Annotated in this window: 11 protein-coding genes; 1 reads left to right on the forward strand and 10 read right to left on the reverse strand. The window is 51.5% G+C overall.

The genetic code is table 11. The features are described 5' to 3' along the window. Window positions 1-74: 74 nt before the first annotated feature. A complete protein-coding gene (locus ACI2JH_RS01775; RefSeq protein ID WP_197649828.1) occupies window positions 75-503 on the forward strand; it encodes a hypothetical protein in 429 nt (142 codons plus the stop codon). An 18-nt stretch (window positions 504-521) separates the two neighbouring features. Here the strand turns inward: ACI2JH_RS01775 and ACI2JH_RS01780 are convergent, their stop codons facing one another. From ACI2JH_RS01780 to ACI2JH_RS01825, 10 genes are all read right to left on the reverse strand, one after another. After that, the gene (locus ACI2JH_RS01780; RefSeq protein WP_404735252.1) at window positions 522-1,271 is read right to left on the reverse strand and encodes a type II secretion system protein; all 750 of its coding nucleotides are present in this window, start codon (window positions 1,269-1,271) and stop codon (window positions 522-524) included. 48 nt (window positions 1,272-1,319) lie between these two features. Continuing rightward, window positions 1,320-1,826: a hypothetical protein gene (locus ACI2JH_RS01785; protein ID WP_156455817.1), complete on the reverse strand. Its 507-nt coding sequence runs from the start codon at window positions 1,824-1,826 to the stop codon at window positions 1,320-1,322. A 61-nt stretch (window positions 1,827-1,887) separates the two neighbouring features. Beyond that, window positions 1,888-4,710, reverse strand: a complete 2,823-nt coding sequence (mobF, locus tag ACI2JH_RS01790) for a MobF family relaxase (protein ID WP_404735253.1) — start codon at window positions 4,708-4,710, stop codon at window positions 1,888-1,890. An 82-nt stretch (window positions 4,711-4,792) separates the two neighbouring features. Next, window positions 4,793-5,722 (reverse strand): toll/interleukin-1 receptor domain-containing protein, encoded by a 930-nt coding sequence (locus ACI2JH_RS01795; RefSeq protein WP_404735254.1) that lies wholly within the window; start codon window positions 5,720-5,722, stop codon window positions 4,793-4,795. A 54-nt stretch (window positions 5,723-5,776) separates the two neighbouring features. Then, window positions 5,777-7,141 (reverse strand): type IV secretion system DNA-binding domain-containing protein, encoded by a 1,365-nt coding sequence (locus ACI2JH_RS01800; protein ID WP_404735255.1) that lies wholly within the window; start codon window positions 7,139-7,141, stop codon window positions 5,777-5,779. 478 nt (window positions 7,142-7,619) lie between these two features. Next, window positions 7,620-8,189, reverse strand: a complete 570-nt coding sequence (locus ACI2JH_RS01805) for a hypothetical protein (protein ID WP_404735256.1) — start codon at window positions 8,187-8,189, stop codon at window positions 7,620-7,622. Between the two features lie 101 nt (window positions 8,190-8,290). Continuing rightward, window positions 8,291-8,794 (reverse strand): hypothetical protein, encoded by a 504-nt coding sequence (locus tag ACI2JH_RS01810; protein ID WP_404735257.1) that lies wholly within the window; start codon window positions 8,792-8,794, stop codon window positions 8,291-8,293. Between the two features lie 77 nt (window positions 8,795-8,871). Then, window positions 8,872-11,907 carry a TraM recognition domain-containing protein gene (locus ACI2JH_RS01815; protein ID WP_404735258.1) on the reverse strand — a complete coding sequence of 1,012 codons (3,036 nt, stop codon included), beginning with the start codon at window positions 11,905-11,907 and terminating at the stop codon, window positions 8,872-8,874. Continuing rightward, window positions 11,907-12,359: a hypothetical protein gene (locus ACI2JH_RS01820; protein ID WP_404735259.1), complete on the reverse strand. Its 453-nt coding sequence runs from the start codon at window positions 12,357-12,359 to the stop codon at window positions 11,907-11,909. Before ACI2JH_RS01820 ends, ACI2JH_RS01815 begins: the two co-directional genes overlap by 1 nt. A gap of 79 nt (window positions 12,360-12,438) precedes the next feature. Then, the gene (locus ACI2JH_RS01825; protein ID WP_404735260.1) at window positions 12,439-13,260 is read right to left on the reverse strand and encodes a hypothetical protein; all 822 of its coding nucleotides are present in this window, start codon (window positions 13,258-13,260) and stop codon (window positions 12,439-12,441) included. Window positions 13,261-13,262 lie beyond the last annotated feature (2 nt).

The raw sequence follows: 13,262 nt of genomic DNA on the forward strand, positions 1-13,262 counted from the left end.
TTGCCCGCAGAAGCATTGACAACAGACCAGATCACCTTTGACTGAGTGTTACTCAACCAAAAAAGGAGATCATGATGAAGCTGTATCTAATGTTCCTACCGCTGTCGCTAACCATTTTTTTCATGGCTGAAACCGTAACGGACACCAATCAGATTGAAGTTCAAAGCGGACCATCACCCAAGTTTCTTGAACAGATGAAGCGCGAGCTGCCGAGACTCAGACTACAAACGAAGCAAGCTTTTGAAGAGAGCTTGATTGTCAGCGATTACGCCGAAAAGCACCCCGAGAATTTATTGTGTGCCAGTGCGTCGCTCGATAGCAAACGTCTGGCGAGAGAGGCAGCTGCTGACTACTTCCTGGCTAGTGCATATTTCGAGGGGGCCGCTGATAGGCTAGCCAAGCTCAGGCACGGGTTTGCTAACTCACAGCGATCTATTGATGTCTCACGGACGTGCAGAGGGGCAAACAGTCCTGACAACTATTTCACCACAGGCCGCAAATAGGATTGCTGCTTTTGTGTTCTAGCTGCGGTCAAATGCTACTTCGCCACCCTCAGCACAGCTCTCGGCCAACGCACCGTGATTGAGAGAACGGCGAGAGTAGACCAGCACGCCATTGACGTGGACTTCCGAAAACGCCCTGGCAGAGCTCTGCACCAGCCCTAGGCACAGGTTCGCCTGGACTGCAGTCGCGGTGATTCGGAAGCCCTGCCCTGCATTGAGGGGTGAGAGCTCGATGCTGCCTAAACTACGAGAGTTCAGTTCCTTGCCGACTACCCAGGCAGACGGGGCCAACTTGCGCTCAACGGCGTTTGCTGAACTAACACTCTGATAGCGCCCATCTGCGACAGCGAAGTCAGCAGCGATGGTGTCAGCCAGATGCGCGAGGTTCGCCGCTTCTTGTTGGATCCTGGTGCCAGCGGATGTTGGACCAAACGCCATCCAGGCGCCTACACCGGCTATCGCAGCTAGCCCCACTACAAGGCTGAGCTCGACGAGTGCAAAGCCTCGAGACCTCATCGCTTGGCCTTTACTCGCTCTGCCACCAAGATCTTCTTCAAGCGCGTCAAGCACAGAGCCAGTGCAAGGGCAGCTGATGCCATGTATGTAGAGAGTTGGAAGGGCGAAGCTCCATAGCTCGGCCAAAGGATCAGCATTGAAACGAAGCTCGCCACAACGGCTGCGAGCAAAAGTGGATTTGGAATTTTTTTCATGACGATCTCCTCTGATGGGTCTTTTCATCAAAAGCCAGATCATTCGTTTGTCAATCATTGGGCAAAAAAAACCGCCCGAAGGCGGCTGAAATGAAACACGGATCTATTAGATGAAATGAGGATACTCAAAAATAAAGCCACCATCAGGATTTGTGAACTCACAGCCTTCCACAAAATGACTGACACGATGCTTCCCGAGTTGTTTTCCGTCAGGCGAAGTTCGCACTTTTTCGACCGCGTCGTTGAGCATTTCGGCAAAAGCCTTGTCATCAAGCCCACGGAATTGGGACTCATCGCGACGAAGGTCTTCAATGACGTCCTTCATGACACTCATCGTCGCTGCGTAGTTCTCAACGAACCCCTGCATCCGAGCAGTCTCGCACTTGGACTTCAAGAGCGCCTTCTTCGTGACTTCAAGCTCGCTCGTTGCGTTGCCCAGATTGATCCCAAGCTGCACGTTCTCGAACTGTGCAGTGCGTGCCTGTCCTCGATACTCTCGTGCTCGGTCGGCTTGGTGGGCGACCTGGTCACCATGAATGCTATTGAGTCCCTGATCCACAGCTTGTTTGTTTTGCTGGCTCAAGATGTTGGAGAACTTGGTAAGAAGGCTCATGTCGATTCCTTTGACCAGGCCAACCCCGGCAAGGCCATGCTGCACCATATCTAGAGCAGAATCAACGTGTTAGTGCCACCCGGGCTTGTCTTTTCCGACGAGCGGTCAAACGTGCCACGAAATCGGAATTGACCTTCAATTTTTGCCCCAGCTGCTGACCCAGCTGCTCAAACTCGCCTTTCAGGTCGGGCTGCTTCACCCGCATGGGCTTCTTCACCTCAATGGCGTTCTCTTTGAGCCGTTGCTGCCCAAGCTTCCCTTTGATCTGTTCTAAGCTCATAGAGTCGGCGAACAGCGTGTAGCTGCCTTTGGTCAGCCGGGTAAAGGCCACCAAAGCGCTCTGGTTGTCGGTCATTCCAGCATGTCCGAGATGGAAGATGTCAGTCTTGCCCTGCCCCTGGGCCTTATGGATTGTTGAGCAATAGGACAGATCAAGAGCACTGTATTCATGCGAGTCAAAGCGGATCGTCTTCGTGACCCCGTTGCGCTCGATCTCAACGCCAAGGCTCACCCCGCCCGCACTGCCTTGCTTGATGCTTTTCACTATCCCTTTCGTTCCGTTGATGACATCCAGGCCTTCATCTTTGACGTTGAAGATGACCTGATCACCTCGGCTCAATGTGAGATCACGAAACACCTTATTTTTGCCAATAGATCGGAATGTGAAGTCCTCTCTGCCTACCCGTCCCCTTGCTTTCAATTCCTGACGGACCCGTCGATTGAGATCCTGCATATCCTCGTTCGAGTGAGCCAAAATCAGCCGCTCTTGGGTAGGTGCAAGACTGTTGAAATAGGCTTTGATACAAGCCTTCTTGGCTTGCTCAGCAGTTGCCCACTCGTCTACCTGGCCGTTGTCTGCAAGCGCTTGGAAGATCTTTTTGCTCTTCTCAATGATGTCACCGCGTGACTGCACCTTGTCGGCGTTCCGCACCTTGCCATCAGCGTCATAGTTGTAGAAAAGCCCTGCTGTATGACGGTCCTGTGCGTTCTTCTGACGGCGGATATCGGTGAGCTTTGCGTCGCCAATGGCCTCTTTTGCAATGGACATGCCAGAGCCCGCACCGACAGGTTGGATCTGTTCCTGGTCACCCTGCAAGATGAGCTTTGCTCCTGCTTTTTGGCAATAGGCCATCAGGTCCCGAGTCTGGCGGCTGTCCACCATCCCAGCTTCGTCTAAGACGACGACATGCTTATCCGTCAGTTTGAGCTTGGACTTGCCCAAATCACTGATCAGTTTGGCAACACTGGTGCATGGAAGTGCCGATTCCTGGTGAAGCTTTTCGGCTGCTTCGTTCGAAACACAAGCTCCAAGCACTGTGCGGCCATCGGCTTTGAAGGCCTCTGCATAGATCTGGCTCACTGTTGTCTTGCCAGTTCCAGCAAGCCCTGAAAGCACGCCCACGCCCCCCGTGTTGATGGTGAGGTGCTCCACAGCTTCCCGCTGCTCTGCACTGATCTGGAAGCCTTTTGCGGCTTCGAAGGCCTGAATGGCATCGTTGAGCTTGGAGAGCGGCACATGTTGGGAAACCTCGCCTTCACGGCCCAATGTCTTGTGCAGGATCTCCTGCTCCATGGACACCATCCAGGGTGCTGCGAAGCGCTCCTCTGTATGCCGGCGTGCCAGCGTTGAGCCCATATCGTCAACGTGAATCCGCGCAGGGCAGACACGCACAAGGTTGTTGCGCTGGATGAAGTCCGAGACCATGACGTCCAGCTGGATAGAGTCGATCATCCCAGAATTGGCTTGGCCCAACCGAAAGCGAAGTTCCTTTTCATCAAAGATTGCTTCGTTCTGGTGGAGAAGCTCCAAGATCTCTTCGTCAGTAACAGGGACGAATTCAGTCGTGATCTCCTGCTGTTTAATCTCAGCAACGGTTGTCAGAAGCTCGGGGTGCTGCTTCTTCAACTCAATAGCATCCTGTTTCCAGGCTTCAACCAGCTCAAGAAAAGTAGGCTCATCTTTGTGCTTGCGTGTGGCAAGAGACGCTTGCTGCATCGTCCCGCCGTTTTCTTGCTGATGCTTCAAGATGTCTTCGCGACGACTTGACCAGAGCTTCGATAATTTCTCAGTGCCAGGAATCTCCCATGTGCGAACCCCGGTCTTTTCTCCGAGCGCATTGAGCTCAACGTGCTGTTCAATGTTGTAGCCCAGGGCTTTCAAGCCCGTAGCGAGCTCGTTCTTGTAGATTTCATCAGCAGCTTTGCGATGAGCGAAGATCTCGTGGCTATCGTATGTGCCCCACTTCCCATCGACCCCCTTCGCAACGGCATAGATCAGGACGTGCGTGTGGACTTGAGGGTCCAAATTTCTCGAACTGAGATGCTGGTGAAAGGAGCCAATCAAGCCCTCAACTTCGATAACAGTCTTGCCGGCGTGATCCCTTCGTGTTTCAACCTTGCTCTCGATAAAAGCAAATGCCTTTTCAACGGCCAACCTTTGAACCTCCAAGATCTGCTCTCGCTCTTCTTGATCACCCAAGGCGTAGACAGTTGAGAGCGACTTGGGAGCACTAAACGTGAGCTCGTAACCAACACGGTGACCGCCCTGTTCAATCATGACCTGGTTGCCATCTTCGTCCAAGAGCGGAGCACCCTTCGCATCGAACTTTGGCTTTAGGACCGGCTTTTCGCCAGCGTTCTGGCAAAGCGGCTCATGAGTGAAGGGATGAAATCCGTCGCACAGCGAAAGCATATGCTTACCGTCCACAGCAATGCCAGCGAGCTTGATTTCATGCGCGAGCTTGCCGCCCCAGTAAGAGCCGGAAAGCTCCTGCATTTCTCCGTTGTAGTAGCGAATCAAGCCTTCGGTAGCGAGCAGGTATTCAACGACTGCCTTGCCGTCTTTGTTCCTGCCCTGAGCAGTGATTCCTGTAATTCCAATCAAGCCCGATCTCCCATAGTTTAATGGGATCAGTAAAAGGCATGACGGGCATTAGTCAAGCAAGTCCCACAAAGCGACAGCACTTCTATTTGAACGCCACCCCCCTATCCATTGCGATCTTATATTCCAACTTAACAAGATGCCTCTCCGAATTATAGCCCCGCGCCAGAATTTCCAATACTTTTGTAGCTAAGAAATAGCCCGCCGTGTTTTGCCATAGAACAATTTCACCTAGTTGAGGAGATCGATGCCTCGACGTAAAATCATATCTCCTCGAATCCATGATTTCCGCAATATCCTTTGTATCGTCGACCAGGGCCAGTGCCCGTATGCTACTTCTATCGTCCAGTGCGTAAATGGAATTTGCGCCCGAGGTTCCCCACTTGGTTTCAAAAAGCGCCTCCCCCTCACCAAATATGTAATGTCCGTTGTTGTTTGAGTAATCAAACTCAACAGTTCCCGAAGGTGCAATTGAAGTGTATTTTTCAGGGCCAAACGACGCGACAGGGTAGATTTCGGGTTGGGCTTCAAATGGGCTTTTGCCGAGTGCAGGGCGAGGCTTAATCCGCTGCCCATAGAGCTCATATATCAGCTCAGAATACTTAGCCTCATAGTCCGCGTCATCTCTGAAGTCCAGATAGACCCTGGATGACAGAAACGTCGGAACGAGTGCTTCGCCATCGTTCGAACGAATAACAGGAATGACGCGATTGCTGTCCATATCCTGCATGAGCTGAGCGGTCAGAATTGACTTCTCGTATCTAACTCCACCCTTCTTAGACGCATTTGCTTTCTCAACATACTGCCTGGAGCATATTGCAAGAACCCTTACAGCTTCGGTAAGACCATCCTCCATGAACTTCGGCAAATCACTACCTAGGCGGACATCCCATTGATCAAGAACCACATCTACGCCATTTTTAACTAACCGATCAGCAAGGGCGCGGACCCATAGCTTATGGTCTTCGCTGTCATGCGAGTAGGAAATGAAGATCTTAGGAGCTACTGAACTCATACCTTTCACCCTATGGAGTCAAGAAGGTCAATTTAGCACCTGTTAGAGCAACGATCAGCCAAAGAATTCATCGATTTCAGCCTTCGTCATCCCGACACGCTTTGGCAGGGCACTGGAAGCTGCGGCGACATGGGTAGGTCCGGGAATTGCCAAAGTGTTGCGCTGGTGAGGCTGAGTCATCCATCGAGCTGGAATTTGACCTGGGCGTTTGGTTTTCATGACGACACCTGGGAAGTCGAGAAGGAGTGGGTCACCCCCCATCTGGACAATTGCCCTCACCCCAAACCCATGCGGGCCATACTGCCTGCCTTTGCGCGGGCCAAGGCGGTCTGTAAGCTCACCCGGGCTGATCAGTGCCCTGCTCTCTTCATGCACTGTGGCCTTCTCATCATGCGTTCGATACGCAACACGATGCTTCCCTAGCTGCTGAGCAGCCTTGTCTCTCGTGTCGCCCATCTGCAACTGGCAGATCACGTGCGTGCCGACCATGGATGTCAGAGCTCTTTGGAAGTCGTCCCCATAAGTCGCTTTAACCTGAGAAATGTCCTGGAAGGCTCCAATAAAGACCACTCCCTTGCTTCGGCCTTTGTCGATCAGCGGACCAATGTTGAGCCTGCCGGCCGTCGCCAGCTCGTCGAAGACAAACCCAATGAAGCGGTGTTTTTCGGCGTCTGGAAGCTTGGGCGAGATGATCTCAGGGACAGCAAGGTTCACCAAGGCACTGATGTAAGCCTTGGTCATAGCTTCTTCCGGGCCGCTTTGGACTATGACTTGCTTGCGCCCTCTATAGCCGTCCTGAGCCCACTCCGTGATGGCAAAGCGGCGATTCTCTTTGCGCACGGGCCAGGCCATCGCCAGGTCGTCGATCAGCTTCGTTTGAGCCACGAGCGTGGCAAGCAATGAAGCGGTGGTCTGGCTCTCAGTGTTCTCCACCAAGCTTGCCGCTGTGGCGAAATGTTCTTGGATTGTTGGAAGCATGTCCTCAGCGTTTCTGTTCTTGCGCTCTGCAAGATCAGCAAAGGTCCATTGGAGAGGCTTCTCGGCTTGTAGAGATCGAATTGCGCCAACAAGTAGTTGCCTTGCTGCCGTTGTCCAGAAGTCTCCATTCTTCTGGTCTGCACTACCTGGGATAAGGATCTCCGCCAAGATTGCTGCTTGAAGTGGATAGCGACAGTCCGCTGCGATATCCCATACATAGCTCCTTTCGTCGAAGGGACAAACAATGATCGGCTTCTTGAAGTAGCTCGTGAAGTCGCCCTTCGTGTCGAACAAAAACAGCTTGTGATCGGCCCGGATGATCTGCTCAATGATCGGCAACAGGATCTGGGTCTTACCGCTTCCCACCGAGCCCTGTAAAAGCGTGTGCCTCGACCAATGGGACTTGGGTAGGTGCAACTCTGGGTGGAGCTTCAAGCTCATCCTAGCCATCCATCCTCCCTGATCTGCTTCGGCGTCATCGACCGGCGATGCGCCGCCCTGATCGCATCCCTCCCTTCCAGGAGCCTTGGGCCCGATACATGCCACGTGTTTGATCGGGGTTGCAGGGCCTTTGCACCTACCCAAGACGCCACGGCCAAACTGACGGCCAGTGATGGGCCAACACGAATCCAGACCTTCCAGGGCTCCCACATGAGGCTGACGTATTCATGTGCTCTAGCTGGATAGACAGTCCCAAAAGTGAGCTTGTTGAGGATGGCAGCAGGAGCCCCCACCAGGTCAAAGGACAGGCTCGGGGTCAGTGGGCTATCAGGCAGCTGCCAGGCGAGCCAGGTGAGGCTTGGATAGACCGTTAGAAGCAGGATCAGGAACAACGCTACACCATGGTCAACCCGGCGAACGGGTTGGCTAGGCGGGATGAAGTTCGGGACTTTGCCGAATGCGTTGTAGACCGCCACTTTCATAGACGTTTCGCAGATGCTTGTCCAGATGGACTAGAGGTGCAGCGATCAAGATGTAGCAAGTCAATACGGGAGCAGACTAGAGCTGACTCCATATCAACGTGATTCGCGTGGATGTGCGGATACACAGGAAGGATCATTGCCTTAGCTGCATCTGCCGATGCGACAGCGCCAAGGGAGAAAGCACCAAGCACAAGGCTTGGGATGTTCTCGTTTACGTCTTTCCAGCGCCAATATCGGCCTTCGGCGGTGAGCACATCCAAGAGATTGCGCCCATTGCTTAGCTGTGCGTTCGGATCAGCGCCGAACATCAAAAGGCTATGTAGTAGATCGACGTAGCTGGAAGCTTCGTAGCGGTGATCACCCATCCACTCGCTCGGATGATCAAGCATCGAAAGGTTATGGAGGAAAACGCATGTGATGTCATCAACGGCATGGGGACCATCCGACCTACCCAAGCACACTGTGTTTGCCACTTCAAAGAGCTTTTTTTGCCAAGGATTAGAACAGGCAATGATCCTGACAAGGTCACGCTGCATGATTGGCAAGCGTTCGATAGCATTGATCATTTGTGCATCTCCGTTCTTTGTTTGAGTAAAATCAGTCAAAGGCAGATGCAACTAAAGTCAAGAGATGGAGGTATAAGAAAAAGGCCCCGAAGGGCCTATTTTTACATGGACTGTGCTTTGGACTTTTGCTCCCATGGCTTTTCAGACTTAGTGATCGTCGGCTTGGCAGTGAAGTTCTCCATCTCGCCCTCGACAGGAACGCATCCCTTTTCACGAATGAATGCGTTGAACTGTTCCTCATGTTGCCTGGACTCGTCGATTCGCTCTCTCGTAATGAATTGCCGTTGATAAGCGCTCTCACCTTGGGTTTGACTTTGCTCCTGACTTAGACGACGCATTGCGATACGCGACTCAAAGGAATCTGCCATTTTGGCCTCTACCTTTTCAAGATCGGGTTTGACGTAAGCGCCTTGCATCCCTTTAAGCTTGGACGGATCACTCTCGTTTCTGATCAAATGTCGCGTCTGTTCTATCGAGGCTTTAACACCCTGCTCCATCTCGATCAAATCAGCTTCATATGCCTTACGATGTATATTGAAGACCTGGGGCTGGGGATTGTTGGCGTAGAACGCATTTCGCTTATCCAACTGCTCTTTTAAATTCATATCATCTCCTTTATTGGTGAATAGACAAGTTGTAAGGCAATTCAAGAAAAAGAAAAGGGGGCAAGCCCCCAATTCTTTTACGCAGCCTTGCCATATCCTCTCTTCTCTAGGTAATCATCCACCTCATCAAAGTCCAGGCCAGACACCTCACAGAAGTCTGCCTTGAGAGATCCCGCCCGATTGAGGATGATCAGAGCTCGACCCCGGAATAGATTTTTAGAGAAGTCATCTTCACTCAGCACATCCTCCAACTGCTTGCCTGACGTTTTTTGCAAGCGGAAGCCCTGAATTTGCTTGATCTCTTCATAGCTTGTGAAGCTAACATCGCTATCCATGCTGTTGTTGTGGAAGGTGCTCTTCTCACCGCTCGCGCCAGCATTCTGAATTTTTCCGACGCCCATAAGGCGGAGCTCTTGCATTTCTTTGTAGCGTGGATGGTGCCGGTCATGGATCGGTGACGCTGCATAGCTTCTAGATTGAGCCAGATAGTTGATGCCAACAGGTGCCGTCTTGAAGTTTGTCAGTCGTTCCTTGCCCAGCAGATTCCGATAATAACCGTAGGTCTCAGGACTCGCAGCGTTGAAGAAACAAACGTTGTTAGAGAAGTTCGCCAAGAATTCTTTTGCTTGACTCTCACCCAGCGCGTTAAAGAAGCTATAAATGTTCTGAGTGTATAGATTGAAGCTAAATCCTTTGCTTCTAGACGTAGAGATCAACTTGCGATCTGATTGACCAACCATCAGGTGGGCTTCATCAAGAAAGTAGTAAATGAAGGACTGACCGATTTCGAGCCAATTGTTGGGACGCATCTTTACGTATCGGAAAACACGCTGCTTCACCAACTCGGCAACCATTTCACCGGCAAATCCATGGGTGTCGGTGGGAAGATCAACACCTACCCAATCCCCATACAACACACCACGAAGATCAACACCTTTTTCAATAGCCGTCCAGGGCACTCCATGTTCGTTCTTCAAGTGCTCACCACGGAAAAGAGCTTGGATCATCACCGCCAAATTGAAGGTGATGCTGGTGCGCGTCTCCGGGGCCATTGGTGCCCACTCGTTTTCAAAGTAAGCGATGGATCCGGTAATCTGAGCGCTGTTTGTTGCAACGTCCAGGTAGCCTGATTTGATGATTGCTACGAAAGCTCCACGGACATACGCATCGAGCTTTGGCACACCCCCTACAACTCGAATCGCATTCAATTTTTCAATGAATCGCTGATGATTGTCTACGATCCAGTGGCAATCGCGCTCAGTCCGTAGATGAGCCTCCAACAGCCCAATGTTCTTCTCAACTCTTGCAATCGTTTGGTCAAACGCATCACGCTCTTGTGGATACAACGCTCGATCAACTTCGAGACGAATGAGACCCTGCTGCAACTCGCTCAACTGCTTGGCAGAGTTCTCACGGGTGAAGAGCTCACTCTTGTAAAGCGCATAGACGATGGTCAATGCATGGTCATAGACCATATTAGCGGCCTTATCCCAGATGCCATTGGCCCCATCTTTGTTCGTGCTCGTGTTTTTGTCTAACGCTTCTTTAATCGATTGCACAAACTCAGACGGATTTAGGTCTTCGCAGAGAGCAAAGTCAATGCCTGGACGAATTGCCTTGTCGATGATCCTACCCATCTCTGCAACAAGCACATTCTTTGCGTCTGCAACCAAGCCGCCAATGCGCGTTTCGATGAACTGCTGTGATTCAAGACACACGTCTTCTGTGACATGCAAGATCGTGGGTCTATTAAGAGGCACGCGCACACGGGCACACTTGACGTCTGCCATTTCTTTGCGAGCAATGTAAGTTTTGCCCGACCCCACCTGTCCCGTTGTCAACTTATGCTTGGAATTATCGAGCACTGTAAGGCCCATGACGTCACCCGTCGCAGCGTGCCGATAGTCTTTTAGATGTAGGTAACCAGTTGGCCTACCCAATGCAATGAAAGGCGTTTTGTCCTTCATCGCGTCTTTAGCCTGTTGCTCACGAAGGTCGCGACGTCGATTCTTATCCGCCAGATCATAGTCACCCATGCTGTTGTCGTTGCCATTTTGGGTCAGAATCACATCGCGATTTAAGTCAAGCCGCTTGATGTAGACCAATGGACAAAGGCACGCAACTGCATAGACGAAGATGATGTTGACGGGGAAAGGCATATAAAGAAAGACAGCGAGAAAGACTACGAGATAGATTTCAAGCTTTAAAGCACGCTTGAAAGCTAAGATCTTCCCATTCCATCCAGCACCTCCCCAGATGATTGCGTAGAACGCTGCAATAAAAATTGAGATCGACACAAATCCACCTAGTGCTATGCCTGCACCAATAAGGGCGGTGCTTGGGTCACTCAGTGCGTTAGCTGCAAGAGCGTTACCAGCAACCGCTGCCCCGCCTGGTATTCCACTAGCTTTAAGCCTTGCGACACTTAGCACGAACGGCAAGAACAATGCGAATACCGCTGCGCCGAGAGCCTTTTTGCCACCGTCCTCTTGCTTGATCGATATGAGGTAAGGATAGGCGCACGCCAGGATCGCAAGGCTTGCCAAAGTTCCGAGCATGCCCGGGAGCACGAACCAAGCCATCAAGGCAACGCATGAAATCACCGTTAGCATCCCGAGGAACATGGGCATAACAGAACTTTCTGAGCCCGACAGACTGTCTTGGCTTAGGACATATCCATAAATTTGCTCACCGCTCTTTGTTGTGCTTGTTTCGATTTGTTTGTAGGCCAAATCACGTGGAACTTTGGGAAACCACGGCTTAAATGGCTCTAACACCTGGATGCTGTCGGGAACTCGCCAGTTCTTAACAGCACCCATTTCGAGCCACTCATCATCGCTTGACGGCATGCCTATTCCATCAGCGTGGATGGTTTCGAACTTCGCATACGGAAGATGCCAGGTTTTAACTGCACCCAAGGACTGAACTTCCCGCTCTTCTTCTGGTAAGACATCCTCAAGCAGCCGTCCTGGCAATCGCTCCATGTTGTCGAACGATCCAACAACTTCGTTTGCTTCATAGACAGTCTCTTCCATGATGCGAGATTTGACATCCACGAATCTTTTAAGACCGGGAAGTTTTCCCGCAAACTGCATAGGATCAAAGAGAGTCATCATAATCGGTCTCCATATGCATCTTTCAATGCCTGACGACACGCTTTGGACTCAGGATCTACGCAAGGATTTTCGATTTCTTGATCACTGCTCAGAGCTCTCTTAACCGCGCTTGTGCCCTTTCCCACCAGAACAGCGCTACTGAGCAGCATCAAAAGACCAAAGCAAACAAGGCCACTCGCCAACGTGCTGACCAGCGCAACATAGCGCCTTTGATTACGTCGATAGATATCTGCGAGTTTGCAGTCTTCGCGCCATTGAAGCTTCATGACATCGCGCGGAATTGATGGGATGCGATCTAGATGAGAGTAGTAATACGTTTTTATAACATCCGGGTGTAGAGGACCAAGCTCATCGAATGTGCCAATGAAAAGTCGCCCATGGAAGTGATTCCACTTGGATGCAAATGAAAGCCCGGCCTTTCGACTGAACTGCGTGAGTAGTGACAACATGCAAATCTCCTTAGTTGTTTGAGTTCCTTACCAATAAGCCAAAACAAAAAAACCGCAAGTCCAACTCGCGACTTTTTCTTCACTCAAGTTGCTTAGCAAATTGGTCTAAGTCATCGCTTGCTTTGTCCACCCAGTCACTTTGTCTTTTCCCAGGTGCATCTGGTTTTACTTTTGGCTCTGATCGTTTTTTAGGAACTACCGAATTGGACGGAGGTGCGTTCAAAGGTTTAGGCCGTGAGTCTTCCACCCGGTTCTGCTCTTCCACCGCTGGCAGCGCTGACGTCTCTACCACTTGCTGAATTGACTCAGTGACCTGGACAGAGTCAGGCGACTTTGGATCCTCACGAATGACAGAAGGCGGCGCAGATCTCTCTGGCCCTAAGTCGTATTCGCGAGGTGGATCTGGTTCCGCCGCACGCTCCTGATGCATCAGGAACCACACCCCGCCCACTGAGAGCATCAAGACTAAAACGATAGATGCCAAGATCACTGGCTTCAACCTGGAACGGCCTTCGACCATAGCTTTGGTCTCTTTGATAATTCTTCTCTCAGAAGCATGGATGACGGGACACCGCGTTTGGTTGATCTCTAGCCCTCCCTGGTGAGGTTCCCGTGCTTTGACCTCAGGCCGCTTCGACACTTCCTGCTCGGCTCGCTCTTGTGCTCGACCCGCTTTGATTGCCTCAGCCTTGTGCTGTGCTTGATCGATGCCGGCAATCGCTGCTGCTGCAACCGTTTTGGCGAACCGACCAGTGAGCTTGGCTGCGTGTTGAAGCGCCGCCTTTTGATGATCTGAAACTAACTTTGTCTCATCCTGTTCGTTCTTCTGCTCCAACTGAGTTTGAGCAGCATTGGATTGCTCCAACGCTGCTCGCCGGCGTCGTCGTTCAAATTCGCTCATGC

Origin of the sequence: Stenotrophomonas sp. NPDC078853, assembly GCF_044901215.1 — a bacterium.
Taxonomy (GTDB): Bacteria; Pseudomonadota; Gammaproteobacteria; order Xanthomonadales; family Xanthomonadaceae; genus Stenotrophomonas; species Stenotrophomonas lacuserhaii.

Bases quoted from the DNA above. Each gene is read 5' to 3' on its own strand.
- ACI2JH_RS01775 (WP_197649828.1), top strand. From the start codon at position 75: ATGAAGCTGTATCTAATGTTCCTACCGCTGTCGCTAACCATTTTTTTC.
- ACI2JH_RS01780 (WP_404735252.1), bottom strand. From the start codon at position 1,271: ATGATTGACAAACGAATGATCTGGCTTTTGATGAAAAGACCCATCAGA.
- ACI2JH_RS01785 (WP_156455817.1), bottom strand. From the start codon at position 1,826: ATGAGCCTTCTTACCAAGTTCTCCAACATCTTGAGCCAGCAAAACAAA.
- ACI2JH_RS01795 (WP_404735254.1), bottom strand. From the start codon at position 5,722: ATGAGTTCAGTAGCTCCTAAGATCTTCATTTCCTACTCGCATGACAGC.
- ACI2JH_RS01800 (WP_404735255.1), bottom strand. From the start codon at position 7,141: ATGAGCTTGAAGCTCCACCCAGAGTTGCACCTACCCAAGTCCCATTGG.
- ACI2JH_RS01805 (WP_404735256.1), bottom strand. From the start codon at position 8,189: ATGATCAATGCTATCGAACGCTTGCCAATCATGCAGCGTGACCTTGTC.
- ACI2JH_RS01810 (WP_404735257.1), bottom strand. From the start codon at position 8,794: ATGAATTTAAAAGAGCAGTTGGATAAGCGAAATGCGTTCTACGCCAAC.
- ACI2JH_RS01815 (WP_404735258.1), bottom strand. From the start codon at position 11,907: ATGACTCTCTTTGATCCTATGCAGTTTGCGGGAAAACTTCCCGGTCTT.
- ACI2JH_RS01820 (WP_404735259.1), bottom strand. From the start codon at position 12,359: ATGTTGTCACTACTCACGCAGTTCAGTCGAAAGGCCGGGCTTTCATTT.
- ACI2JH_RS01825 (WP_404735260.1), bottom strand. From the start codon at position 13,260: ATGAGCGAATTTGAACGACGACGCCGGCGAGCAGCGTTGGAGCAATCC.